Genomic DNA, 23,797 nt, shown 5'->3' on the forward strand with positions numbered 1-23,797 from the left:
GACCTCTACACCCACCGCGACGAGTTCCGCGACCGGATCGTGCAGGTCATCGGCACCGACCTCAACGGCTACAGCCTCGAGGACGCGGCCATCGACTACCTGGAGCAGACGCCGCTCAAGCAGCTCGACCCGGCGAACATCCTGGACGCGCAGGGCATCCGCAAGATCACGGAGCTGACCGCGATCGAGCACGTCAAGACCAATGAGTTCACCCGCAACGAGGAGAAGGAGATCACGCGCCAGAACGTCAGCGCGCGTGAGGCGATCCTCGAGCTCGAACGGCGCCAGGCCGACGCGGAGATCAAGCAGCGGCGCGAGATCGAGACGGCCCGCGCGCAGCAGGAGGCCGAGACGCAGAAGGTGCAGGCCGAGGAACGCCTCAAGGCCAGCACCGCGTTCATCCGCACCGAGGAGCAGCTCGGCATCCAGACCGAGAACAAGGCCCGCGAGATCGCCGTGGCGGAGAAGAACCGCGAGCGCGTGATCGCCGTCGAGACCGAGCGCATCGAGAAGGACCGCATGCTGGAGGTCATCGCCCGCGAACGCGAGACCTCGCTGCGCATGATCGAGAAGGACAAGGAGCTCGAGCACGAGCGCCGCGCGATCGCCGACCTGGTGCGCGAGCGGGTCGCGGTCGAGAAGACCGTGGCCGAGCAGGAGGAGAACATCAAGCGGCTGCGCGCGGTCGAGGAGGCCGAGCGCGACCGTCAGCAGATCATCATCAGGGCCGAGGCCGAGGCGCAGGAGTCGCTGGTCAAGGACATCAAGGCCGCCGAGGCCGCGGAACAGTCCGCGCAGCACAAGGCCCGTGAGGAGGTCGTGCTCGCCGAGGCCCGCAACCAGGCCGCCGAGCTGGACACCCGCTCCAAGATCCGTCTCGCGGAGGGCACGCAGGCGGAGGCCGCGGCCAAGGGCCTGGCGGACGCACTGGTCAAGGAACGCGACGCCGCCGCGTCCGAGGCGCTCGGCCGCGCCGAGGCCGTGGTCGACCGCGAGAAGGCGCTGGCCGACGCCGAGGGCATCAAGGAACGCCTCAAGGGCGAGGCGGAAGGCCTGTCGCACAAGGCGGAGGCGATGGCCGCGCTCGACACCGCCACCCGCGAGCACGAGGAGTACCGGCTCCGCCTCGAAGCGGAGAAGGAGATCCGGCTCAGGGGCATCGACGTGCAGCGCGATATCGCCGAGGCGCAGGCCATGGTGCTCGCGGCCGGCCTGGAGAAGGCCGACATCGACATCATCGGTGGCGACACGATGTTCTTCGACAGGATCGCCAGCTCGATCACCGCGGGCAAGCAGGTCGACGGCTTCGTCGGCAGCTCCGACGTCGTGCAGGCGCTGGGCTCGAAGTGGATGGACGGGTCGGCGAGCTTCCCGGAGGACCTGACCAAGATCCTCAGCTCCTTCACCACCGGTGACGCGCAGAACATCGCCGCCGCGATCGCCCTGACCCAGATGGCCAAGAACAACGGCCAGAACGCATGACACAGCTCGACGCGGGCACTTATGAGGTGCTGCGAGCCCGGCTGGCCGAACAAGCGGCCGGGCTCGCGAAAAGCACCGAGGCGCTGAACGACCGGCGCGTCGAGACGTTCGGAAGCACGGCTCTCGAACTCGTCGCCACCGAACGCATCCGCACCGAGAACAACTGCGTGCCGCGCGACATCGTGGCGCTCGGCGACGTGATGCTGTTCGGCTACAACGTCTTCATGGGCCTCAAGCCCGAGACGGCGGTCACCGACGTCTTCGCGGTGCACGGCAGGGACTTCGGCACGGTCGAGGCCGGGTTCCTGAACGACCCCCGGTTCCGCGACGACTTCGCCGAGCTCTACCGCTACTACCGCGAGACCCGGCTGCTGCAGCTGCGGGTCGTCGAGCAACGGCTGCTCGCGGTGTTCCAGACCGGCGCGCGGATCGAGGACATCCGCGTGCTGCGCTGGGACATCGGGGTCGACGGCACGGTCACCTACGTCGACAACCGCGGCGACCGCGACCACGTCTTCCCGCCCTCGCACGACTTCGCGTGGGTCGAGACGACCCGCGAGCAGCACGTGCTGGGCCGGCACCCGCACATCGCGATCGACGGCGAGGTCTTCGTCGAGACGGTCGGCGGCACGCTGACCGTCAAGATCGAGAACAACACCGAGTCCGGCGAGGGTGTCTACGAAGAGCCCGTGGACGAGGCGTTGCAGAGCCTCGCGGACGCCGACGTGCAGTACGCGCGCGTCGGTCCGTTGATCCTGCTGCGCGTCCTCCCGTACAAGGAGACCGTGTGGCGGCACCTGGTGTTCAACACCCGCACCAAGGAGGTCGTCAGGCTCGACGGCATCGGCCAGGCCTGCCAGCGGCTGCCAGAGGACCAGGGGATCATCTTCCCCGGCGGGTACTACCTGGTCACGGGTGCGGACAAGACCTTCGACGTCGACACCGGCGAGCTGGAGTTCGAACGGGTCGTCCGGTCCGCGAACGGCGAGGACGTCCTGTACGTCTTCCACGCCCGCCGCGAGGGCCGCAGCCTGCTGCTGCCCTACAACGTGATCCGCAAGGAGGTCGCGACACCGCTGGTCTGCCACGGCTACTCGCTCTTCGCCGACGGCACGCTGGTGATCTTCCGCGAGACCGGCCCCGAACCCGTGCGCGTGCACCCGATGCAGGTCTGGCGCACGCCGTTCCTCGCGGACGAGGTGCTGCCGGAGCACGCGGGCCCGCTCGCCCGCATCGGCAACGCCGAGCTGGTCCGCGGCATCTCGGACTGCCTGTCCATCACCAGGATGAGCGCCGAGATGACGCCGAACGCGCCGGTGTTCGAGGGCCTGATCGCCCTGTGCACCAGGGTGGTCGACGGCGTCCACTGGCTCGGCGAGCTGGGGCTGAAGCAGGACGTCCTGGCCGTCCGGGCCACGGCCGAGCAGGTGCTGGACGAGTTCGAGGCCGTCCGCACCCTCACCGGGCACGCCGCCGAGCAGCTGCGAGTGGCCTCCGAGAAGCTGGCGAGCCTGATCAGGCTCGCCAGGTCGGCCGCGCCGCGCAGCGCCGACGAGTGGGTGCGGCTGCTGGCCGACCTGCGGTCCGCCCAGGGCCGTCTGATCACCCTCAAGGACCTGAAGTACGTCGACCTCGACGAGATCGACCGCCGCGAAGCCGAGCTGGTCGAGGAACTGGGCGCGTCGGCGAGACGAGCCGTCGCGTTCCTGAGCGGTGAGAGCGCGTTCTCCCAGTACCACGAGGAGATCGCCCAGATCGCGGACGCGGAGCTGGAGACCGCGGCCGAGGCGACGCCGTTGCGCGAACGGCTGGCGCACCAGCAGGCAGGGCTCGAGGTGCTGACCGAGGTCGTCAGCACGCTCGATGCCGCAGACACGACGACCCGCACGCGGATCCTGGCGAGCATCGGCGAGGTGCTGGCCGCTGTCAACCGCGCACGGGCCACTGTGGACGGTCGGCGCGCCGGGCTCGCGAACGCCGAGGGACGCGCCGAGTTCGCCGCGGAGTTCGCGCTGCTCGGCCAGGCCGTCACGGGCGCGCTGTCGGTCGCGGACACCCCGCAGCGGTGCGACGACCAGCTCGGCAGGTTGTTGCTGCAGCTGGAGAACCTGGAGTCGCGCTTCGGCGAGTTCGACGACTTCCTGGCCCAGGTCGGCGCCAAGCGCACGGACGTCTACGAGGCTTTCTCCGCGCGCAAGCAGACGCTGCTCGACGAACGCGCGCGCAAGGCCGACCGGCTCGTGCAGTCGGCGGAACGCGTGCTCGGCACGATCCGCCGCCGCGCGGGCAAGCTCACCTCGGCCGACGAGATCAACACCTACTTCGCGGGCGACCCGATGGTCGCCAAGGTCCGCACGGTCGCCGGTCAGCTCCGAGAGCTCGGCGACGTGCGGGCCGACGAGCTCGACGCGGGTCTGCGCGATGCCCGGCAAGAGGGAGGCCGGGCACTGCGCGACCGGGCCGATCTGTACGACGGCGCGTCGATCGTGCTCGGCCGTCACCGCTTCCCGGTGACGACCGAGCCGATGAACCTCACCCTGGTGCCGCGCGACGGCCGGTTGTTCTACGCGATCACCGGAACCGACTACCGCAGCGAGGTCACCGATCCCGGGTTCGCCGCCACCAGGCCGTTCTGGGACCAGCTGCTGGTGTCGGAGACCCAGGACGTCTACCGCTCCGAGCACCTCGCCGGTTGCCTGCTCGCCGAAGGCCGCACCGACGTCGCGAACGCCGCCGCGGAACGCTACGACGAGGGCTACGAGAAGGGCGTCCACGACCACGACGCCGAGAAGATCCTCGCTGTCCTGCAACGGCTCCACGCCGGTGCCGGCCTGCTGCGGTACCCGCCGGCGATCCGCGCGGAGGCCCAGATCCACTGGTCCGGACAGCCGGAGGACCAACGGGCGGTGTGGGCGCGCAAGGCCGAGTCGCTGGCCCGTGCCCGCACGATCTTCGGTGGCACGCACGGGATCCCCGAACTGTGCGCGCAGTTCGGCCTGCCGGAGCTCGCCGCCGAGTACCTGTTCGAGGAACTGGCCTGCGAGCCCAGGGGGTTCGTCACCGGCAAGGCCGCGCGCGTGGTGATCGACAGGTTCCGCGCGGCCGTCACCGAGGAGCTCCAGGACCGCGACCTGATCGAGGCGTGGCTGCGGGCGTTCCTCGGCGACGAGGACTGCCCGGAGTTCCCCGAGGTGGTCGCGGTCCTGCTCACCGACCTGCCGCGCTACGACTCCAGCGCCGCCCTGACCGAGACCGTCACCGGCCTGCTCGGCACGCACCCGCGCGTGACCGGCCAGTCGCTGGAGCTCCGCCTCGACGAGACCCTGACGAGGCTCCGCACCTTCGGAACCGAGCAGGTGCCCGCCTTCCGCGCCTACCAGCGCAGGCGCGACGAGCTGCTCGCGGAGGAACGCCGCAGGCTCAGGCTCGACGACTACCGGCCCGCGGTGCTGAACACGTTCGTGCGCAACAGGTTGCTGAACGAGGTCTACCTGCCGCTGATCGGCGACAACCTCTCCAAGCAGCTGAACGACGGCACGGGCCTGCTGATGCTGATCTCCCCGCCGGGCTACGGCAAGACGACGTTGATGGAGTACGTGGCGAACCGCCTCGGCATGGTGTTCGTCAAGGTCAACGGCCCGGCGCTGGGCACCGGCGTCACCTCGCTCGACCCACGGGAGGCACCGAATGCCACGGCCCGGCAGGAGGTCGAGCGGATCAACTTCGCGTTCGCCCTGGGCAGCAACGTTCTGCTGCACCTCGACGACATCCAGCACACATCACCTGAGCTGCTGCAGAAGTTCATCTCGCTGTGCGACGCGCAACGACGTGTCGACGGCGTCTGGAACGGCGAGGCACGCACGTTCGACCTGCGGGGCAAGCGCTTCGCGGTGTCGATGGCGGGCAACCCGTACACGGAGACGGGACGGGCGTTCCGCGTTCCCGACATGCTCGCGAACCGCGCGGACGTGTGGAACCTGGGCGACGTGCTGTCCGGCCGTGACGCGCTCTTCGCGTTGAGCTACCTGGAGAACGCGTCCGGCTCGAACCCGACGCTGAACGGCGTGGACGTGGAACCGCTGGTGCGCCTCGCGAACGGCGAGAGCGTCGCGCACGACCACGAGACCGTGGAGCTGGAACGGATGCTGTCGGTGGTCCGCAAGCTGCAACGGGTCCAGCAGGTCGTGCTCGCGGTCAACCGGGAGTACATCGCGTCGGCCGCGAACGGGGGCGAGTTCCTGCTGCAGGGCAGCTACCGCAACATGAACCGGATGGCGGCGAGGATCGTGCCGGCGATGAACGACGCCGAGGTCGAGGCGTTGATCGACGACCACTACCTCGGCGAGGCGCAGCTGCTCGGAACGCTGGCGGAGGCGAACCTCGCGAGGCTGCGCGAACTCAAGTCCTAGCCCTTGTCGCAGTCGAGCCGAAACCGCTCGAACCGGCGGCCGTTCGGTCCGCGCAGGTCGATCGGGTGCAGGTGGTTCTCCGCCAGGAGCTCGCAGAACTCCTCGGTGTCGAGCGGCCACTCCAGGCAGCGGTTGAAGTCGTCGTCCGAGACGTGCTTCGCGTCGCAGCGCAGGAGGTCGACCAGGGTGGGCGGCTTGGGCTTGCGCGGTGGTGGAGGCGGCGGGGGCCGGTGCCGGGGTGGTGGGTCGATCCCAGCGGGCGGGGGCGGCGGTGGCGGAGGAGGCGGCGGCCGCATCTGGCCCACGGCGGAGATGGTCGTGGTGGCGGTCGCGGTGACGACCTCGGGCGACGGGGGTGGCGGCGCGACGAGGCGAACGTCCACCGGCTTGTCCTCTGGTGCCGTGAACAGGGCCACGATCAGGGCAGCGCCCATCACCGCCACCGCGGCCGATAAGTAGCCGCGGCGTCTGACACCAGTCATCGCTCCGCTCCCCAGGGTCCGCCTGCCCGGTAGCCGCCGTCCCCGTGGAATCGTTTTGCCCGCTAACGGTGTTACGACCGGGGCATCAGCCCGTCCTATCGGGCCCGGCACCGGTCAGGAGACGCGCAGGACCACCCGCTGCCCGCGCTCCAACGCGGCGCGGTAGTCGTTCCAGTCGGGGTGCTCGCCGGAGATCGTCCGGTAGTACTCCACCAGCAGGTCCATCGCGTCCGGCAACGGCAAGACCGTCGTCGTCCATGGCCATCATCTTCTCCAGGCGCGACGATGTCCGCATGCCCGATCCGAACTCCGTGAGCTGGCAGATGCACGCGGACCCGACGATGTGGATCGCCGGGATCGCGAGCCTCTACCTGCAGGCACTGCACCCCAAGGCCGTCGCCGGTGTCGTGCAGAACTCGAACTTCCAGGCCGACCCGCTCGGCAGGCTGAAGAGGACGGCGGACTTCGTCGGACTCGGCGTCTACGGCACCGGCGAGGAGATCGCCGCCGCCGCGGCACGGGTGCGGGCCACGCACCGGAACCTGCGCGGTGTCGTCGACGGGCGGACGTTCCGGGTCGACGAGCCCGAACTGTTGCTGTGGGTGCATTGCTCGGAGGTTTCGTGTTTCGAAACAGTTCTCGACCGCGCGGGGTACGGATTGTCGGACCGGCAGAAGGACCTTTACTACGCCGAACAGCGATTCGCCGCGAGTTTGGTCGGATTACACCCGGATGAAGTACCCGGATCGCGTCGCGAGATGGCCGACTACTTCGATCGGATGCGTCCGGAACTGCGTCGAACGTCCGATTCCGATGTGATCTACACCTTCTTGCACGGCCCTCCGGTGCGGGGTTTCGTCCGCCACGGCCTTCCGCTGTACCGGGTCCTGGTGGGCCACCTGGCCTACTCGGTGCTACCCGATTGGGCGCTGGAGCTGTACGGGCACAAGCCTTACGCGCAGGCTGATCTTTGGCTGAAGATGATGCGCCGAGCTGCGCTTCTGGTGCCGGGCAAGATCAGAAGGCTCGCTCCTCCCGGGCATCTGCGGCACGCGATCGAGCGTCACGGCAGACATGTGACGCCAAGCAGGACGAGGCTTCCGTAGTTGTCATACGTCACAGTCGATCACTGCCGCAGGTCCGTAGCATTGCTCACGACTCCACACCACCCCTGGAAGGCCTGTCGTGATTCGTCGTGCCGCGCTACTGACAGCCGTCGCGGTGCTTGCCACCGCCTGCGGCAGTGGTGACGCCAACACAGTCATCGGACGTGCTGACTCCGGGAAGCTGGCCATCGGCATCCGCTACGACCAGCCGGGCCTCAGCGAGAGGCGGCTCGACGGCCGCTTCGTCGGCTTCGACGTGGAGGTCGCCAAGTACGTGGCGAACGAGCTCGGCGTGAAGGAAAGCGGTATCACCTTCAAGGAGGCGCGCGGCGCCGCCCGCGAGTCGATGCTCGAGACCGGCGAGGCCGACCTGATCGTCGCCTCCTACTCGATCACGGACGCCCGCAAGCAGAAGGTCGCGTTCGCCGGCCCGTACTTCGAGACCGGTCAGGGCATGCTGGTCCGCTACAACGAGTCGGCCATCCAGGGCCCGGAGACCATGAACGGCCGCAAGCTGTGCTCGGTCAAGGGATCCACCTCCGCCCAGAAGGTCAAGACGGACTTCTCCCGGAACGTGCAGATCGTCGAGTACGGCCAGTACTCCGACTGCGTGGTCGCCCTCATGGCGGGCAACGTCGACGCCGTCACGACCGACGAGGTCATCCTCGCCGGGTTCGCCGCCGAGAACCCCGAGCTGCTCAAGCTCGTCGGCAAGACGTTCTCGAAGGAGCGGTACGGCATCGGCGTGCCGAAGGGCGACGTGAAGTCGCGTGACGCCGTCAACGAGGCCATCGAGAAGATGATCTCCAGTGGGGAGTGGAAGCGAGCTCTGGAACGCTATGTCGGCCCGTCGGGTTACGAGATCCCGCAACCACCCCAGATCACCGAGAAGTCCTAGGGCGTCCCGGCGGACTTCGACGTCCAGGTGGCCCAGTCGAACGCCCAGTCGTAGTAGTCGCCGTCCGACGCCTGCAACGGCTGGGACGAACCGACGACCTCGACCGGGTCACCGATCATCGTGAGGTCGTAGAAGGTCTTCGCGTCGGTGCCGGACAGGTTCGCGCACCCGTGGGAGACGTTCGCCTTGCCCTGCGACGGGATCGTGCCGTTGTTCTCGTGCACGAACTCGCCGTTCTGCGAGATCAGCACCGCCCAGGTGACCGGGACGTCCTTGTAGCCGAAGACGGGGTTGGACATCTTCCGCGCCGCTTCCTTCTGCTGCACGACGTGGATGCCGCCCTTGGTCTCGGCTCGCTTGTCGCTCTCCATCCCGTACGACGCCGGGAAGTCGTGCAGCAGCGCGCCGTCGCGGTAGATCTCGAACCGGTGGGTCTGCGTGTTCGCCTTGGCCACCAGCGCGCGGTCGGCGATCTTGAACTGCACGTGCACGTCCTCGGCACCGTAGGCGCCGCCCCCGAACGGCACCCCGTACACGTCGACGTCCACCGAGACCTCGGTGTTCGGCTTGAAGTACTCGCGCGGCCGCCAGTGCGCCTCGCGGTCGGACAGCCACGCCCACGCGCCCTCGGTCGGCACGGAGGTCTTGACCGTCATGGCCTTCTGCACCGACGCCTTGTCCTGCACCGGTGAGCTGAAGGTGACCTTGATCGGCATCGCGATGCCGTAGGTCTGGTGGTCGCCGATGTTCATCGACGCGCGGGTGAGCCGCTGCGGCTTCACCGTGCGGAACGAGCCGGTGACCGGCACGTCCGCGCCGTCCGCCCCCTTGGCCGACCCGGACCACGCGTAGGCCTTGTCGTAGCCCAGATCCTCGGTGGCGACCCACCTGTCGCCGGTCAGCTCCCCCTTGACGACCGTGCCGTCCGCACCCGTGAGCGCCACGGAGGTGAGCGCGCCACCGGTCACCCCGACCTGGAAAGGTCCAGACGGGCTCACCCCGTCACCCGACTCGGGCGTCACGGTGAGTGCTGCCCCCGCCTTGTCCTCCACGACCGGAGCAGTCGGCGCCGACGGTGTGCCGGGCGCGGCGCTGCAAGCGGTCAACCCCAGCAGTAAAGCCAAAACCAGTGGCCGGAACACGTGTTCTCCCCAAGATCCCCTCGTCCTACGCTGAGAGGACGCGCGAGGCTCGGGCACGTTGCTTGACGAAACGCGATCACCCGCTCGGACCAGCGGGTTTCCCCCTGTTGAGGCACCAAACCGGCCAGTAATGACCTGTAGTGCTATGACGCATCACACGTTAGGCTGACCCGCGCAGGCCGTGGTTTCTGTGTTCGTGCTCCACACGCTCGCGGAACGACACGCGGGCGTGCTGTGCGCTCTCACCGAGCGAGCTGAACGCCCCCGGGACGGCCGGGGTTGCACGGTGCAGCCCCAAGCTTTCCTGCGATGGAGGCAGGTACATGGCACAGGGCACTGTCAAGTGGTTCAACTCCGAGAAGGGCTTTGGTTTCATCGCCCAGGACAACGGCGGCGCAGACGTCTTCGTCCACTACTCGGAGATCCAGGGTCAGGGCTTCCGGACCCTGGAGGAGAACCAGCGCGTGGAGTTCGAGGTGGGCCAGGGCACCAAGGGTCCGCAGGCGCAGAACGTCCGCGCGATCTGATCTGATCTCGCCGCAACCGAAGTCGTACGTGAGAAGGACCCTCTGCCGGGCTCGGCAGAGGGTCCTTCCTCGTTCGGTCGACGGCTCCGGGGCTCCTCGGCCGCGACTGTCGCGGACGAGACTCACGGGACACGCACTAGTGGCCGCGCTGGCGCGCTTCCCACTCCAGTCGCTGCATGACCCACTCCGTGGCGAGAGCCTGCGGGGAGGTCTGGCGCTCGGCGGCGAGCTCCTTGAGCTGCTCGTTCGCCATCGGTTGCAGCCGCAGCTGGTACACCTGGGAGCTGCCGAAGCCCGAGGCGGTGGTCTCGTTGTCCGAGTCAGGGGCCAGGGCGGCCAGGTACGAGGTCAGCTCTTCGTCGTGCGACGTCTCCTGCTGCGGTGCGTCCGCAGGGCGGTGACGGCCGGACTTGGAGCGTCCGAGGGATCCGATAGGCACCGGGACACGATAACGGCTCGGTCACGGATGCCAAACCCCTGTGAGCCAGGTCATCCCACCGTGTCGAAGGCACCCACGCGGAGTGGATGTTCGCCGGGCCGCGAGAGGTGAGCACCTACGGGGGCAGGGAGAGGGAGGAGAGGCCCCCGCGCCAGGGGGAGGAACGCGGGGGCCGGAGGGGATCTCCACAGGCGCTGACCGGGGGTGTGTCAGCTTTTGGATTGTTGCACGCGCACGTTCGTGTTGGGGAGTGTTCGCGCGGAAGATTCTTACGCGGCTGATGGGCGGAATCCCCGCAGTCGCAAGCTGTTGCTGACCACGAACACACTGCTGAACGCCATCGCCGCTCCCGCGATCATGGGGTTCAGCAGTCCGAGCGCCGCGAGCGGAAGTCCAGCGACGTTGTAGGCGAAGGCCCAGAAAAGATTTCCCTTGATCGTGCCCAAGGTCTTGCGGGACAACCGGATCGCGTCCGCCGCCACGCGCAGGTCGCCGCGCACGAGGGTCAGGTCGCTCGCCTCGATCGCCACGTCGGTGCCGGTTCCCATGGCCAGCCCGAGGTCCGCGGCGGCCAGGGCCGGCGCGTCGTTCACGCCGTCGCCGACCATCGCCACGACCCGGCCCTGTGCCTGGAGACGGCGAACCGCGGCCACCTTCTCACCTGGCACGACGTCGGCGATGACCTCGTCGATGCCCACCTCGGCGGCCACCGCCGCCGCGACCGACGCGTTGTCGCCGGTCAGCAGCACGGGGTGCAGGCCGAGTTCCCGCAACGACCGGATCGCCTGCGCGGACGTGGGTTTCACGACGTCCGAGACGACGACGAGACCGACAACCTTGTCATCGAAGGAAACCGCGACAACGGTTCGAGTCGCGTGCGCGGCCGCTGCCTCGGTCAATTCCCGCGGAACGGAAACCTCGCGCACCCGCCCGACAACAACGCGCCGTCCTTCGACGACTCCGCTGACACCGATGCCATCCGTGGAAACGAACTGAGAAACGGGAAGCACTTCGGCGACTTCGCGGACGATCGCCGCGGCGACGGGGTGTTCCGACGCGTTCTCGACGGCCGCCGCGAAACGCAGAACCTCGTCGCGTGACACGCCTTCGACGGCAATCACGTCGACGAGAGTCAAACGACCGGTGGTGACCGTGCCGGTCTTGTCGAGCACGACGGTGTCCACGCGCCGCGTCGACTCCAGCACTTCGGGTCCCTTCACCAGGATCCCGAGCTGGGCGCCGCGGCCGGTGCCGACGAGCAGCGCCGTGGGCGTCGCCAGGCCCAGCGCGCACGGGCAGGCGATCACGAGCACCGCCACCGCCGTCGTCACCGCGAACTCGAGCGGCCGTCCCGCGAGCAGCCAGCCGCCGAACGCCAGCAGCGCGATCACCACGACGACCGGGACGAACACGGCCGACACCCGGTCGGCCAGCCGCTGCACCTCCGCCTTGCCCGCCTGCGCCTGCTCGACCATGCGGGCCATCCGCGCGAGCTGGGTGTCCGCGCCGACGCTCGACGCCTCGACGACCAGCCGGCCACCCGCGTTGACCGTCCCGCCGACCACGGCGTCACCGGCGCCGACCTCGACCGGCACCGACTCGCCGGTGACCATCGAGCTGTCCACGGCGGAGCTGCCCTCGACCACTAGCCCGTCCGTGGCGATCCGCTCACCCGGACGGACCACGAACCGTTCGCCGACCCGGAGCTGCCCGATCGGGACGCGGGTCTCCACGCCGTCGCGCAGCACCGACACGTCCTTGGCGCCGAGCGCGAACAACGACCGCATGGCGGCACCCGCACTGCGCTTGGACCTCGCCTCCAGCCAGCGTCCGAGAAGCAGGAACACGGTCACGCCGACCGCGACCTCCAGGTAGATGTCACCGGAGGCCGAGGACGCCGCGGGGCGGAGCGGGCTGAACTCGTGCCGCATGCCGATCGTCCCGGCCTCGCCGAACACCAACGCGTAGAGCGACCAGAGGTACGAGACCGTGACGCCCATCGACACGAGGGTGTCCATCGTGCTGGCGCCGTGCCGTGCGTTGACCACGGCCGCACGGTGGAACGGCCAGCCGCACACCCACACGACCACGCTGGCCAGCGCCAGCGCGACCCACTGCCAGACGGGGAACTGCAGCGCCGGGACCATCGACAGGACGATCACCGGCACACCGAGCACCGCGGCCAGCGCGAACCTCAGCCCCAGCTCACCGGACTCGTCCGGTGTCTCCGGCTTCGGCTCCTCCGCGTCGTACCCGGCCGCGCGCACCGTCGACACCAGGTCGTCGACGCGCAGGTTGTCCGGGAACTGAACGCTGGCCTTCTCCGTCGCGTAGTTCACGGTGGCGGAGACGCCGTCGAGCCTGTTCAGCTTGCGTTCCACGCGCCTCGCACAGGAGGCGCAGGTCATGCCGCTGATGCTGAGCTCGACGTGACGGGGCTCGGTGGTCGTCATCAGGCGACCTGGTACCCGGCCTCGGTCACGGCGGCGACGACCTCGGAGCGGTCGAGCTCGCGGTCGCTCGTCACGGTGACCGCGCCGGTCTCCAGGACGACGTCGACGCCCGTGACGCCGGCGACCTCGGTCAGCTCCTCCGTGACGGAGCTGACGCAGTGGCCGCAGGTCATGCCGGTGACGGTGTAGGTGGAGGTGACGGACATCGGAGCCTTCTCTCTGTCTACGGGGCTCCGAGTCTATACCCCCCTGGGGTAAGCCATCTACTGAGGACTGTCGGGTTTCGGCTGGTCCAGCTTCTGGATGTTCTTCTCGATCTCGTCGACCAGGTCGTCCAGGCCCGCGAGCATCTTGTCGAGCTCGGCCATCCGCGAGCCGAAGGCGGACTCGATGTCGGCGTCGATGGTGTTCACGTCGATGCCGCTGATCGCCTTGAAGATGGCCTCCTGGTCGACGGGAGGAGGTGTCTGAGACGCGTTTTGGCCCTCTGCTTCGAGGGAAGGCTCCGGCGTGGGGTCGCTCATAGGACCATCATCCCTTGGTCGGTTCCCCACGAGGTATCCGCCGCACCAGCACGGAAAGTAACGCTGGGTGTCGGTGGAATCACTCTGCGGGGGGCTGCGGCTGTTGTCCCAGGTCGCTTAGCCTCGCGCCACACCTCAAGTCGGGGAGGGTGCTATGAGCGGGTCACTGGAAGTGCGGAACTTCCTGTTCACGCAGGACGAGAGCATGTCGCGACAGGGCGGGCCGAGCGTGCCGTCCCAGCGCAGCGGAGAACCCTCGCGGATCTCCGACGAGCAGGTCCACCGGGCGAGGCTCGCCGTCGCGCGCAGCGCGCTGGGCACCGAGGACTGCCGGATGCTGCTCGACATGCTGGGTCTGTCACCGGGCGAGGACGGCGGTACGCCACCCGTGCAGCGGTGAGCTGATGCGAACGAGGAAGCGGCCCTGACGCGAGACGCGCACCCCCCGGAGCGCGTCTCCCGAAGCAGGGCCGCATCCCGAAACATACCCACGGGTCTCTTTCGCGGCAACGGCTAACCTGGGACTCATGCCCCAGCAGGACCGGGCCCACGCGACACGAGAGGCGATCCTCCGAGCCGCAGCCGAGGAGTTCGACCGCCTCGGCTACGAACGCACGTCGCTGACAGCGGTGCTCACCCGCGCCGGCCTGACCAAGGGCGCCTTCTACTTCCACTTCGCCTCCAAGGAAGCGGTCGCGGCCGCGCTCGTCGAACGCCAGGACGAGCTGTGGGCCGAGGTGCGGCAGGCGTGGCGCATCCGCGGGGTCGACCCGTTGAGCGCTCTGCACGGCATGTTCCTGGAGTCGGCCGACCGGATGGCGGCGGACGTCGTGCTGCGCGCGGGCGTGCGGTTGAACGCCGAACGCGAGATCGGCTATCCGGGCGTCCCGAACACCCACATGATGTGGGAGAAGCTGATCGGCACCTACCTGGTCGAGGCGCGCGAACGCGGGCACCTGCTCCCCGGCGTCGACCCGGAAGCCGTGGCACGGACCCTGTGCAGCGCCGCTCTCGGCGCGCGGCTCATCTCCTCGGCGACGACGTCCTGCGCCGACTTCCCCGACCGGTTGCGCGAAGTTCTCCGGCACGTCCTGCCCTGTGTCGTGCCGGCCGGCTGGAAGTTGTCTGGATCACACAACGCGCCGGAAGAGGTCATCGGGCCGTGAGCAGGCATTTGTTGATCTGGGCCATCCGGCTCAGAAGTGGGTTTCGGCAGGTCAGCGCATAAGTGGGACCCCCGTTTTGGAGGTGCGAGGACCCATGGCATATGCTTACGATGCTTCCAGAGACCAGCTAGTCCCCATCATCTAGCGGCCTAGGATCCCGCCCTTTCAAGGCGGTCGCGCGGGTTCGAATCCCGTTGGGGGCACGCAGTAAAAAGCAGTAGATGCAGTACGGTACGATATGCACGAGCAAGGCCCAGTGGCGCAGTTGGTTAGCGCGTCGCCCTGTCACGGCGAAGGTCGCGGGTTCGAGTCCCGTCTGGGTCGCTTCATCTAGTCCTCATGGCCAGGTAGCTCAGTTGGTACGAGCGACCGCCTGAAAAGCGGTAGGTCGGCGGTTCGACCCCGCCCCTGGCCATTCCTCTTCGAAAGAAGCCCCGCAGCGTGCTGCGGGGCTTCTTTCGTCATGTCGTGATTCGGGCGATCGCCTGGTCGTCGTGCGTTTTGGAGCGCGGCCACCGCTTGTGCTCCGAATCACCGCGTTCCGCTTCGCGGATTCGGTCGAGAACTCCACCCAGCGGCATTTCCGCGAGGTCCTCCCACGAGAAGAGCCCGTACTCCGACACTCCACAGGAGACTCCGTCGGTGAGGGCGATCACCGTGCGCACCTCGGACCGCGGCCAGCGGGCCGTCACGGCACGGTGTCCCGCGACGGGGTCGGCCTCCGCGACCCACCACCCGTTCGGCTTGTTCTTCCACGCCAGGATGTCCGGCTGCGATCGCAGGTCTTCGAGTCTCGTGTCCTCGAGCACGTGGGTCGTCCGTCCGAACGCGACCACCGGGGTGTCGCACAGGACGAGCGCGTCGATCGTCTCGTCGTTCCACCGCACGATCGACGCGGTCGACGACGGCGAGTCGCCGGGCACGAGATCGTGCTCCTCGGCGAGATTCGCGATGGCCCGCGCCAGGACATCGGTCAGCGGGTCGGTGTCGTTGATCAACCGGACGAGCTCGTCGGCGAGGTTTGTGGCGTACCAACCACCGTTGCGGCCGGGTGGCCTCCGTGAAGTGACGCCGTCGAGGACGACGACGGCGTTGGTCGTGACCCGGATCCGGTCCTCGGACACGTGTCCCGGTGCTGCCTGCTCAGCGGTCTCGATCTTCACGGCCCCAACGTAGCTGTCAACGTCGGTTGACGGATCGCGGTTGTCAACGTACGTTGACATCATGACTGAAGCGACGGATCTCGCCACGGCGGCAGGAGACCGCGACCCGAAGGTCGGGTTGCGGGCCGTCACCGCGCTGCGGCGACTTTTGGAACATCTCGAGGCCGTCCAGGTCCGCAGTGCGCGGGCCCAGGGCTGGTCGTGGCAGGACATCGCGGCGGAACTCGGCGTCTCCCGCCAGGCGGTGCACAAGAAGCACGGGGGTCGATGATGATCGCGGAACGGTTCACCAGGGAAGCTCGCGAGGCGGTCAGGACCGCTGTGCGGGAAGCGGAACAGGACCGCGCCGGCGAGGTCGGCGTCGAGCACCTGCTGCTGGCGTTGCTCGACGCGCCGGTGCTGGCGGGGTTCGACCTGCCGCGCGCCGGGCTGGAGACGGCGTTCAGGGACTACCGGCGCAAGGGCGGGCTGACCAAGGCGGACGCGGAAGCGTTGCGGGGCTTGGGGATCGACGTCGACCAGGTCATCGACTCGGTCGAGCAGTCGCTCGGGTCCGGTGTGCTGCGGCCGGGTCCGCGCAAGCGGTGGTTCGGGATGCCGTTGGAGGCGGATTTCAAGAAGGCGCTGGAGAACTCGCTGCGCGAGTCCCGCGACCTCGGCCACAACTACCTGGGTGCCGAGCACATCGTGCTGGCGTTGCTGCAGGGCAGGGGGATCGTGGCCGAGGTGCTGACCGAGCACGGGGTCACGTACGAGGAGATCCGCAAGCGGGCCGCGAGCGCTCGCGCCAGGTGAGCGCGGGCAGGAACAGCTGCGAGAGCGGGCCGATGCCGAGCGCGTAGAGGATCGTGCCGATGCCGACGGTACCGCCGAGCAGCCAGCCGGTGCCGAGCACGACCAGCTCGACGACGGTCCTGGTGAGGCGCAGTGACACACCCGTGCGGCGGCAGAAACCGGTCACCATGCCGTCGCGCGGGCCTGCTCCCAGCCGGGAACCGACGTACGCGGCGAACGCGACGGCGTTCAGCACGATGCCCAGCGTCATGAGCGTGATCCTGGGCAGGAGTCCTCCCGGCGCCGGCAGGATCGCCAGCGTCACGTCGACGCTGACGGCGATCAGCACGACGTTGCCGATGGTGCCGATGCCGGGTTTCTGCTTCAGCGGGATCCACACGAGCAGCACCAGGACACCGGTGATCGCGGTGATCAGGCCGAAGCTCAGGCCGGTGCGCTTCTCGAGCCCCTCGTGCAGCACGTCCCACGGGTTCAGGCCGAGGGTCGCGCGGATCTGCATCGCCATGCTGGCGCCGTAGAGCCAGAGACCTGCGAAGAGCTGCGGGAGGCGGCGGGCGGGGGCAACGCGGACGGGGACCTGGTCGAGTGCGGTCAAGGTGGCCATGTGGCCATCCTGCGCTGTGATTGGCCTGGTAATCCATAGCCAATTGAGGATAATTGGCTTCATGCTCCCACCAGGTGGACGTATATCGGGTGCCCGGCTCGTCCGACTGCTCGGATCGTGGCGCCGTGGACTGCCGCGGCAGTGCTCAAACGATCTCGTCGCGGCGATGAAGCTGCTGGTGGCGGACGGGCGGCTGCCCGTCGGCACCCGGTTGCCGTCCGAGCGCGAGCTCACGGAGGTGCTGCCCGTGAGCCGCACCACGATCACCGCGGCGTTCGACCAGCTGCGCGCCGAGGGGGTGGTGCAGTCGCGGCGCGGGGCCGGGTCGTGGATCAGCGGACCCGTCGGGGCGGGGGGTGGCATCACCGTCGCCGACGACACGCTGATCGACCTGTCCCGCGCCGCGCCTGCCGCGCTGTCGTCCGTGCGCTGGGCCATGGACGCCGCGATGACCCGGATGCCGGAGCACCTCGCGTCGCACGGGTACGACGAACGGGGGCTGCCGGTGCTGAGGCAGCGGATCGCGGACCGGTACGCGGCCCGCGGGCTGCCCACCTCACCCGACCAGATCGTGGTGACCTCGGGGGCGCAGCACGCGTGGGCGCTGGTGCTGCGGCTCTTCGTCGGGCCTGGTGACCGGGTGCTCGTGGAGCAGCCGAGCTACCCCAACGCGCTGGAGGCGGTGCGGGCGTCGTTCGGGATCCCCGTGCCGGTGCCGATGCTCGGTGACGGCTGGGACGTGGACGGGTTCGAGGCCGCGCTGCGGCAGGCCGGTCCCCGGCTGGCCTACCTGATCCCGGACTTCCAGAACCCGACCGGGCTGCGGATGTCGTCCGAGTCGCGGGAGGCGCTCTCGGCCGTGCTGCGCAAGGCCCGTACTCCCTTCGTCGTCGACGAGACCCTGGTGGAGCTCTCGCTGGACGACTCGCCGGAGCCGTTGCCGATGGCCGCGTTCGGCGGCGACTCGGTGGTCACGCTGGGGTCCGCGAGCAAGTCGCACTGGGGCGGACTGCGCATCGGGTGGATCAGGGCGTCGTCCGACGTCGTGCACCGGCTGCTGTCGACGCGGGCGGGAACCGACCTGGGCACGCCGGTGTTCGAGCAGCTGGTGATGGCCGCGCTGCTGGAGTCGCCGGAAAGCGTGCTGCGGCAACGGCGCGAGGAGGCGCGGGCGCAGCGGGACGTGGCGGTCTCGGCGCTGGGGGAACACTGTCCACAGTGGAAGTTCGAGGTGCCTGCGGGAGGGCTCGGCCTGTGGTGCGCCCTCGACGGGCCGGTGAGCACGCGGATCGCCGTGATGGCGCAGAACCACGGTGTGCGGCTCGTGCCAGGACCGCGGTTCGCGGTGCACGGGGGCTGTGAGCAGATGCTCCGAGTGCCGTACACGCAGTCGCCCGAAGTGCTCCGCGAGGCGATCGGCCGTTTGGGTGTGGTGGCCGCATCCGTTGCGGGTACGGGTTTTCCCGGCGACGCCGACCTGTCGCTGCCCGTCGCGTGAGACACGTCGGCCCGGTCTCCCGCAGCGGGGGAGACCGGGCCGACGGACTTGCTGACGAGAGGCCTGCGGCGGGGAACGTCCCAGGGATTGACGTCCCCCGTCCGCAGGTTTCCCGTGTGGTCCGAGACTGCGGGGGCAGCGCGGCACTCGGACCAGACCCGACCTGCCAGGGCGCGGTTGGCAGGTCAGGAAGACTGGGTTCCTTGCGTACAACGGGAAATGCGATGAGGAGTTACTGGCGCGACGGAACGAGAGGGTCACAAATCGCGCAGAGGACAGACCTGTCCTGTCGGACTCAGTCGGGTGACGTGGCGGGCAGGCCGGGAATGCTGCCCGGCGCAGTGCCGTCGCGACGCTCCTCGACCGACCACGTGGTGGACGGGAAGAGCGAGTTGTGCGACGTCAGGACGGCGAGCACGCCGCGCGTGCCGCCGGAGTTGTCGGTGTGGCCGGACGCCGCGGAGGACGTCGCGACGACAGGCGCCTGCTGCGGCGTGGGCAGCGGGGCGTCAGGTCCGGGGATGGTCCACGTGAGGTCGCTCACGGGCGCGGGCTCGGTCTTCGCGGGCGCGGGAGGGGGCAGCAGGTCGGGCAGCAGCGGCACGACCTGCTTGGCCACGACGACAGGTGGCGCGGGCGGAGGTGGGGGCGGCGGCAGCTCGGCGGCGAGCTTCGCGGCCTTCCTGGCGGCGCGGACCTGGGCCTTGACCTGAATGACCTCGGGTGGCGCCTGGTTCGAGACGGAGCCGGACCGCGTGGTGCCCTTCGCGCCGCCGGTGAAGTCGAGGACGGGGCCCTCGTCCTGCGGTTCTGGCTCGTCCTCCGGCGTCACGACGACCGGGGGCGGGATGACCACCGGAGGCGGGACGAGCTTCGCCGGTTCGTGACGATCCACCAGGTCCTCGGCGAACGTGGTGACCCAGCCGGCCGGATCGTCCACCAGGGCCGGGGCCTCGGTGGTGATCTCGACGGCCGGCGGCGCCTCGTCGGCACTGGCGGACGCGGTCGGCCCGCCCAGCAACCAGGCGGCGGCGGTCAGTCCGCCGAGCGCAGCGGTCCGCAGCAGCAGTGCGACAGCCCCACCACTCGCCACAGGATCACCACCCGTCCACCTAACAGGTCACCGCCGACGCCCCAGCGCCGTCGGAGGTCGACGTCGAGCTATGTCTAGCACTGGAGAGTGGCTTTGCGAACCCGCTCAGCGCGAAACACTCGGAAGGGCGGTCACGTGCGGCTGTCCGGGTTGCCCTGATCAGGTGTGAACACCCTGAGTGTCGTCATCGGATCGAGTGACATCGCCGCTTTGGTCCCGTGTGGACCGTGTCGCGGCGCGGGATGGTGTCCGATGTGGACGCGCCCAAACAGGTCAACAGCCTCTCTGAGCTGGCCGATCACGCCGCCCGTGCGCTCGGCCCCGTGCACGTGCACGATCAGGCGGGACCAAACGAGAGCTTGGTCCGTTCGGGGGAGCTGATCGTGCTGCCGTCGGACGCATCCGCGGTGCGCAAGCGCTTGCGGGGCAGCTACTCGCACGAGGAGGTCGCTTCAGGGGCCATCCGCATGTTCCTGAAAGCCCCCGATCGTGTGGACGTCGTGGACATCGCCCGGGAAGTCGGCGCGACTCCGAACCACGTCCACTTCGCCTGCCCGATCATGATCGGCACCTCCCGTCCCGTCGTCGGCACGCGGCTGCCGGAGCTGGTGGGCGAGGGCACCGTCGCGTTGCTCGACACCTGTCTCGACGCCCCGCACGGTTCGTTGGTCGCCGGCGTTCTCCGCCACCACGGCGCGGCCGTGCGCCCGTTCCCCGTCCTGGCTCCCTCGGGGTTCGGCGACGACCTGACCCTCGCCGCCGCTCTGCACGCCACCCGCGACCTGCCGGTCGTGCTGGTCTCGTCCGGCACCTGCACGTTCGACGACGAATGCCCGCCGGTGCTGGCGCGGGCCGGGAGCAACGTGGTGGCCGCGGCGGGCAACGGCGGCTCGTCCCGTCCGTGGTGGCCTGCCGCGCTGCCCGCGGTGACGGCGGTGGGCGCTTCGGCTCCGTTCTCAGGTCACGGACCGTGGGTGGACGTGGTCGCCAACGGGGTCGACGTGCCGGCTTCAGTGGGTTCGTCCCAACTGCTGTGCACCGGCACGTCCTTCGCGGCCGCCGTGCACGCCGCGACCCTGGTCCCGGTGCCGTAGCAGCTGAACCCGAGGTGGGCGACGGCTCCGGCGGCCTCGGCCGGGTGGTCGATCAGCCGGTGGACCTCGGCCATGGCCTTCCCGGCCAGTGCGTCCGGCAGTGGCAGCACGCCGGCGATCACGGCCCTGGTGCCCGCGTCGAGGAACGCCCTGGCCAGCCCCGACTCGCACGCCGACAGGACGACGATCTCCGGCGGGTGCTCGATCCTGGCGATGTCGTAGCCGTAGAGCGGGCCGTCCGCGAGCTCCAGGTGCGAGAACAACGGGTTCTCGGGGTGGACGTGCCCGTGAGCGGCGATGTGCGCGATCCCGGCGCCTTCCAGCCCCTGGAGCGCGGACTCCACAGTGGACTCGACGACCGTCCCGCCGTGCTCCTGCTGGAGCGCGGTCACCTCCTCGTCCGCGAGCAGGGGCCCGGCGACCCACACCCGGCGCCCGCCGCGGCTCGGCGGTCGCCAGTGCCGCAGCGACGGGAGGACGTGGACCCGTCCGAACGCCGCCCACGGCATGTCGTGCAGCACGCCGTCCGGGATCACGACGACTTCCCCGGCGTCCGGCAGGAGGTCCGTGGTGATGGTCCGGCCGGCGCGCAACGCGAGTCTGGCGGTGCGGACGAGCTCGGCCGGTTCGGGAACCTCGCGCATCCGGGCACGGCCGCCGGCCAGCGTCACCGCGGTCATCCGTCCTTCGTGGACGATGAAGCTGACCAGTGGAAGTCCTGGCGGCGCAACCACTTCGTCCGTCGTGCGGCGCCGGTGCGCGAGAGTCAGCCTGCGGACGTCCCGCTCCAACGCCTCCAGCGGCAGCCCGAACGCCCTTGCTCTCCGCAGGTCCGTGAGCGCCCGTGCCAGCTCGGGATCGTTGGGCGGGAGGGGCGTCGAGGCGCGGTGCCGTTCCGACCAGTGCAGCACCTCGCGTGCGGTCCGCGCCCGGCTGAGCGCGTGCCCGGTCAGCTCGCGGCGCGGCCAGTCGCCGTGGTGCTCGTCGAGCAGCCTGAGCCCCGCCCGGCACGCCGCCAGCGCACCCCGCCGATCCGACCGGCGGGCCTGCGCGAGCCACCCGAGCGCCCGCGTCTGCACCGGTCCGCGAAACCTGTGCGCCGCGACGGCGTCGAGCTTCCCGGCGGCGAGCATGAACTCGACGTCCTGGCCTCCCAGGCGCAGCGCGGGCTCCGGGTCCCCGTCCCGCAACGCGCACCGCGCGCTCAGGACCGCCAGCTCGGGCACGTGCCGGTCGCACCGCCGCAGCAGTGCGATCGCGGGCGCCAGCACCCGTCTCGCCTCCGTGGTGAGCCCGGCGGCGAGCAGCGCCTCTGCCCGGTCGACCAGGGCCTCCGGCTTGCTCGTGGAGTCGAGACCGGCCTTCGCCGCCTCCTCGTACCTGCGCAGGGCGAGCGGCAGATCGCCGGCGAGCATCGCGACGAACCCCCTGTTGTGCAGGCACATCGCCGCACGACCGGGCTCGCCGATGGCCTGCAGCACCGTCTGCGCGGCCGTGAAGTCGCGTTCGGCCGCCACCAGCCTGGTCGCGTTGCACCGCGCGATCCCGCGCCCGATCAACGCGTTGGCCAGCCAGCGCTCGTCGCCGTACCTCTTCAGCTCCCTGATCACCGCGGTGAGCTCGGCGATCGCCAGGCGCGGCTCTGCCGACTGGCAGAGGTGGAGCCCGCGCAGGCACCGGGCGCGCGCCAGCTCGGGCCCGCGCAGGTGCGGCGTCGCGAGGTCGAGGTGCCGGAGGCTGTGCTCGCGGCGGCCACGGTCCAGGTCGATCCACGCCAGCGCGAGGTGGAACCGCGCCTCCCCGGTGAGCCGCAGCCCGCGCCGCGCGAACCCGGCGGCGACGTCGAGGTGGCCGAGCTCGACGTGGGCGGTGCTGAGGTCGTGCAGGGCGTCGGCGCGTTCGGCCTTCGTGCCGCGGACCTCGGTCGCCGCGATGGTGGCCCGCGGGTCGGCGCTGGCGCTCATGCGACGAACCACCCCGTCGTCAGCCCCAGCTCGGGCACGGTCACGCACACCGGCCCCGGCTCGACACCGGCGCGGAACCAGCCCTCGGCGTCCGGGCGGAGCGCCAGTGCCGAACCGGGAGTGCGCACCTCGACCGAGACGCCCCTGTCGTCCAGCACGCCGGTCAGGTGCGAGGAGTCGATCTGCAGGTACAGGCGTCCGGCACCGGCGTGGAACACGAGCTGCCGGGACGGGCCGCGCACCGGTTCTTGGACGGGCTCCATGGGTTCGAGGCCGGTGGGGCGCGGCGCGAAGACGGGCGGCGGGGCATCGGAGCGGAACAGGTCGGCGAGCTCGTCGAGCAACGGGTCCCTCATCGCAGCGCCTCCAGCTTCCCCCGCAGGTCAGCCAGGCAGCGGCTGCGCGTGGAGCCAACGCTCCCCACCTTTATCCCCAGGGCGTCGGCAACCTGTGCATAACTCAGCTCAGGGCTGTGGGCAGCTATGCGCAGCAGCCGCTGGCACCGCTCGTTCAACGTCATCAGCGCGCTCCACAGCCGCCGCTGCCGGTCGTGGGTGATGGCCACCTCGTCGGGCGTGGGCAGCACCGACTCCGGCTCCCACAGGTCGAACGACACCTCACGCCCACGGGCGCGCAGCACCGCGATCGACTGACGTGTAGCGGTACGGACCAGCCACACGCCCAGCGCTTCCGGTTGTCGGATGCGAGTGAGGTGTTCGGCCAGGCAGAGCCATGTGCACTGGTAGACGTCGGCCGCGTCGGCGTGGCTCAGGCGGAACGATCTGGGCACCGACCAGACCAGCCGGGAGTAGCGCTCGACCAGCGCGTCCCAGCCGCAGGAGCCGGCACGCCAGCCGGCGAGAACCTCTGTGTTCGAGTTCATGCCGTTTGGAGTCGAACCCCGGCGGAAAGGCTCCCGGCCTCACCCGAAAGTGGTTTGTCCACAGGTGTGGAGAAA

At 69.6% G+C, this 23,797-nt stretch carries 23 protein-coding genes and 3 tRNA genes; 13 read left to right on the forward strand and 13 right to left on the reverse strand.

Annotation, left to right across the window (positions count from 1 at the left end; translation table 11 throughout):
• Positions 1-1,482, forward strand: a 1,482-nt coding sequence (locus VM306_RS17415; RefSeq protein WP_325516043.1) for a flotillin family protein, incomplete at its 5' end; no start/stop codon positions are given.
• The gene (locus VM306_RS17420; RefSeq protein WP_325516044.1) at positions 1,479-5,891 is read left to right on the forward strand and encodes a DNA repair ATPase; all 4,413 of its coding nucleotides are present in this window, start codon (positions 1,479-1,481) and stop codon (positions 5,889-5,891) included. The genes VM306_RS17415 and VM306_RS17420, both read left to right, overlap by 4 nt.
• On the opposite strand, the gene VM306_RS17425 is transcribed toward VM306_RS17420, so the two are convergent.
• Positions 5,888-6,373 carry a hypothetical protein gene (locus tag VM306_RS17425; protein ID WP_325516045.1) on the reverse strand — a complete coding sequence of 162 codons (486 nt, stop codon included), beginning with the start codon at positions 6,371-6,373 and terminating at the stop codon, positions 5,888-5,890. The two genes, VM306_RS17420 and VM306_RS17425, sit on opposite strands and share 4 nt — an antisense overlap.
• A gap of 114 nt (positions 6,374-6,487) precedes the next feature.
• Positions 6,488-6,610, reverse strand: coding sequence for a hypothetical protein (locus tag VM306_RS17430; protein ID WP_325516046.1), 123 nt, complete (start codon positions 6,608-6,610; stop codon positions 6,488-6,490).
• A 20-nt stretch (positions 6,611-6,630) separates the two neighbouring features.
• Between VM306_RS17430 and VM306_RS17435 the strand changes: the two genes are divergently transcribed.
• The gene (locus VM306_RS17435) at positions 6,631-7,479 is read left to right on the forward strand and encodes an oxygenase MpaB family protein (RefSeq protein ID WP_325516047.1); all 849 of its coding nucleotides are present in this window, start codon (positions 6,631-6,633) and stop codon (positions 7,477-7,479) included.
• An 82-nt stretch (positions 7,480-7,561) separates the two neighbouring features.
• Entirely contained in the window at positions 7,562-8,377 is an 816-nt protein-coding gene (locus tag VM306_RS17440) for a glutamate ABC transporter substrate-binding protein (protein WP_414672408.1), read from the forward strand.
• Here the strand turns inward: VM306_RS17440 and VM306_RS17445 are convergent.
• On the reverse strand, positions 8,374-9,483 hold the full coding sequence (locus tag VM306_RS17445) for a L,D-transpeptidase (protein ID WP_325516049.1): 1,110 nt from the start codon (positions 9,481-9,483) through the stop codon (positions 8,374-8,376). The genes VM306_RS17440 and VM306_RS17445 overlap by 4 nt on opposite strands.
• A gap of 359 nt (positions 9,484-9,842) precedes the next feature.
• Between VM306_RS17445 and VM306_RS17450 the strand changes: the two genes are divergently transcribed.
• Complete coding sequence (locus VM306_RS17450) at positions 9,843-10,046, forward strand: cold-shock protein (RefSeq protein WP_030473173.1); 204 nt, start codon at positions 9,843-9,845, stop codon at positions 10,044-10,046.
• Positions 10,047-10,182: 136 nt separating this feature from the next.
• On the opposite strand, the gene VM306_RS17455 is transcribed toward VM306_RS17450, so the two are convergent.
• The 4 genes from VM306_RS17455 to VM306_RS17470 all read right to left on the reverse strand — a co-directional run bounded on the left by VM306_RS17455 (position 10,183) and on the right by VM306_RS17470 (position 13,462).
• On the reverse strand, positions 10,183-10,485 hold the full coding sequence (locus VM306_RS17455) for a hypothetical protein (protein WP_325516050.1): 303 nt from the start codon (positions 10,483-10,485) through the stop codon (positions 10,183-10,185).
• Positions 10,486-10,754: 269 nt separating this feature from the next.
• Positions 10,755-12,938 carry a heavy metal translocating P-type ATPase gene (locus tag VM306_RS17460; RefSeq protein WP_325516051.1) on the reverse strand — a complete coding sequence of 728 codons (2,184 nt, stop codon included), beginning with the start codon at positions 12,936-12,938 and terminating at the stop codon, positions 10,755-10,757.
• Positions 12,938-13,144 (reverse strand): heavy metal-associated domain-containing protein, encoded by a 207-nt coding sequence (locus VM306_RS17465; protein ID WP_325516052.1) that lies wholly within the window; start codon positions 13,142-13,144, stop codon positions 12,938-12,940. The genes VM306_RS17460 and VM306_RS17465 overlap by 1 nt, the downstream gene beginning before the upstream one ends.
• Positions 13,145-13,201: 57 nt before the next feature.
• On the reverse strand, positions 13,202-13,462 hold the full coding sequence (locus VM306_RS17470) for a hypothetical protein (protein WP_325516053.1): 261 nt from the start codon (positions 13,460-13,462) through the stop codon (positions 13,202-13,204).
• Positions 13,463-13,616: 154 nt separating this feature from the next.
• On the opposite strand from VM306_RS17470, the gene VM306_RS17475 reads away from it, so the two are divergent.
• The 5 genes from VM306_RS17475 to VM306_RS17495 all read left to right on the forward strand — a co-directional run bounded on the left by VM306_RS17475 (position 13,617) and on the right by VM306_RS17495 (position 15,043).
• Complete coding sequence (locus VM306_RS17475) at positions 13,617-13,862, forward strand: hypothetical protein (protein WP_325516054.1); 246 nt, start codon at positions 13,617-13,619, stop codon at positions 13,860-13,862.
• A gap of 127 nt (positions 13,863-13,989) precedes the next feature.
• Entirely contained in the window at positions 13,990-14,628 is a 639-nt protein-coding gene (locus VM306_RS17480; RefSeq protein WP_325516055.1) for a ScbR family autoregulator-binding transcription factor, read from the forward strand.
• Between the two features lie 130 nt (positions 14,629-14,758).
• Positions 14,759-14,831 (forward strand) — tRNA-Glu (locus tag VM306_RS17485).
• A gap of 47 nt (positions 14,832-14,878) precedes the next feature.
• Positions 14,879-14,952: transfer RNA gene (locus VM306_RS17490), tRNA-Asp, on the forward strand.
• Between the two features lie 17 nt (positions 14,953-14,969).
• Positions 14,970-15,043 (forward strand) — tRNA-Phe (locus tag VM306_RS17495).
• A 46-nt stretch (positions 15,044-15,089) separates the two neighbouring features.
• Here the strand turns inward: VM306_RS17495 and VM306_RS17500 are convergent.
• Positions 15,090-15,791, reverse strand: a complete 702-nt coding sequence (locus tag VM306_RS17500; RefSeq protein ID WP_325516056.1) for a protein phosphatase 2C domain-containing protein — start codon at positions 15,789-15,791, stop codon at positions 15,090-15,092.
• Positions 15,792-15,852: 61 nt separating this feature from the next.
• Between VM306_RS17500 and VM306_RS17505 the strand changes: the two genes are divergently transcribed.
• Positions 15,853-16,062, forward strand: a complete 210-nt coding sequence (locus tag VM306_RS17505; protein ID WP_045309630.1) for a helix-turn-helix domain-containing protein — start codon at positions 15,853-15,855, stop codon at positions 16,060-16,062.
• Positions 16,059-16,586 (forward strand): Clp protease N-terminal domain-containing protein, encoded by a 528-nt coding sequence (locus tag VM306_RS17510; protein WP_325516061.1) that lies wholly within the window; start codon positions 16,059-16,061, stop codon positions 16,584-16,586. Before VM306_RS17505 ends, VM306_RS17510 begins: the two co-directional genes overlap by 4 nt.
• Here VM306_RS17510 and VM306_RS17515 read toward each other — a convergent pair.
• Positions 16,537-17,190, reverse strand: coding sequence for a hypothetical protein (locus VM306_RS17515; protein ID WP_325516063.1), 654 nt, complete (start codon positions 17,188-17,190; stop codon positions 16,537-16,539). The genes VM306_RS17510 and VM306_RS17515 overlap by 50 nt on opposite strands.
• 61 nt (positions 17,191-17,251) lie before the next feature.
• Between VM306_RS17515 and VM306_RS17520 the strand changes: the two genes are divergently transcribed.
• Positions 17,252-18,688 carry a PLP-dependent aminotransferase family protein gene (locus VM306_RS17520; protein ID WP_325516065.1) on the forward strand — a complete coding sequence of 479 codons (1,437 nt, stop codon included), beginning with the start codon at positions 17,252-17,254 and terminating at the stop codon, positions 18,686-18,688.
• Positions 18,689-18,983: 295 nt separating this feature from the next.
• On the opposite strand, the gene VM306_RS17525 is transcribed toward VM306_RS17520, so the two are convergent.
• From VM306_RS17525 to VM306_RS17540, 4 genes are all read right to left on the reverse strand, one after another.
• Positions 18,984-19,781, reverse strand: a complete 798-nt coding sequence (locus tag VM306_RS17525; protein WP_325516067.1) for a hypothetical protein — start codon at positions 19,779-19,781, stop codon at positions 18,984-18,986.
• Between the two features lie 961 nt (positions 19,782-20,742).
• Positions 20,743-22,839 (reverse strand): CHAT domain-containing protein, encoded by a 2,097-nt coding sequence (locus VM306_RS17530; protein ID WP_325516069.1) that lies wholly within the window; start codon positions 22,837-22,839, stop codon positions 20,743-20,745.
• Positions 22,836-23,195, reverse strand: a complete 360-nt coding sequence (locus VM306_RS17535) for a hypothetical protein (protein WP_325516071.1) — start codon at positions 23,193-23,195, stop codon at positions 22,836-22,838. The genes VM306_RS17530 and VM306_RS17535 overlap by 4 nt, the downstream gene beginning before the upstream one ends.
• On the reverse strand, positions 23,192-23,722 hold the full coding sequence (locus VM306_RS17540; RefSeq protein WP_325516073.1) for a sigma-70 family RNA polymerase sigma factor: 531 nt from the start codon (positions 23,720-23,722) through the stop codon (positions 23,192-23,194). Before VM306_RS17540 ends, VM306_RS17535 begins: the two co-directional genes overlap by 4 nt.
• Positions 23,723-23,797: the final 75 nt, after the last annotated feature.

This window comes from Lentzea sp., from assembly GCF_035525475.1.
GTDB lineage: Bacteria > Actinomycetota > Actinomycetes > Mycobacteriales > Pseudonocardiaceae > Lentzea.

Bases quoted from the DNA above. Each gene is read 5' to 3' on its own strand.
- VM306_RS17420 (WP_325516044.1), top strand. From the start codon at position 1,479: ATGACACAGCTCGACGCGGGCACTTATGAGGTGCTGCGAGCCCGGCTG.
- VM306_RS17425 (WP_325516045.1), bottom strand. From the start codon at position 6,373: ATGACTGGTGTCAGACGCCGCGGCTACTTATCGGCCGCGGTGGCGGTG.
- VM306_RS17435 (WP_325516047.1), top strand. From the start codon at position 6,631: ATGGCCATCATCTTCTCCAGGCGCGACGATGTCCGCATGCCCGATCCG.
- VM306_RS17450 (WP_030473173.1), top strand. From the start codon at position 9,843: ATGGCACAGGGCACTGTCAAGTGGTTCAACTCCGAGAAGGGCTTTGGT.
- VM306_RS17460 (WP_325516051.1), bottom strand. From the start codon at position 12,938: ATGACGACCACCGAGCCCCGTCACGTCGAGCTCAGCATCAGCGGCATG.
- VM306_RS17465 (WP_325516052.1), bottom strand. From the start codon at position 13,144: ATGTCCGTCACCTCCACCTACACCGTCACCGGCATGACCTGCGGCCAC.
- VM306_RS17470 (WP_325516053.1), bottom strand. From the start codon at position 13,462: ATGAGCGACCCCACGCCGGAGCCTTCCCTCGAAGCAGAGGGCCAAAAC.
- VM306_RS17475 (WP_325516054.1), top strand. From the start codon at position 13,617: ATGAGCGGGTCACTGGAAGTGCGGAACTTCCTGTTCACGCAGGACGAG.
- VM306_RS17480 (WP_325516055.1), top strand. From the start codon at position 13,990: ATGCCCCAGCAGGACCGGGCCCACGCGACACGAGAGGCGATCCTCCGA.
- VM306_RS17505 (WP_045309630.1), top strand. From the start codon at position 15,853: ATGACTGAAGCGACGGATCTCGCCACGGCGGCAGGAGACCGCGACCCG.
- VM306_RS17510 (WP_325516061.1), top strand. From the start codon at position 16,059: ATGATGATCGCGGAACGGTTCACCAGGGAAGCTCGCGAGGCGGTCAGG.
- VM306_RS17515 (WP_325516063.1), bottom strand. From the start codon at position 17,190: ATGGCCACCTTGACCGCACTCGACCAGGTCCCCGTCCGCGTTGCCCCC.
- VM306_RS17520 (WP_325516065.1), top strand. From the start codon at position 17,252: ATGCTCCCACCAGGTGGACGTATATCGGGTGCCCGGCTCGTCCGACTG.
- VM306_RS17530 (WP_325516069.1), bottom strand. From the start codon at position 22,839: ATGAGCGCCAGCGCCGACCCGCGGGCCACCATCGCGGCGACCGAGGTC.
- VM306_RS17535 (WP_325516071.1), bottom strand. From the start codon at position 23,195: ATGAGGGACCCGTTGCTCGACGAGCTCGCCGACCTGTTCCGCTCCGAT.
- VM306_RS17540 (WP_325516073.1), bottom strand. From the start codon at position 23,722: ATGAACTCGAACACAGAGGTTCTCGCCGGCTGGCGTGCCGGCTCCTGC.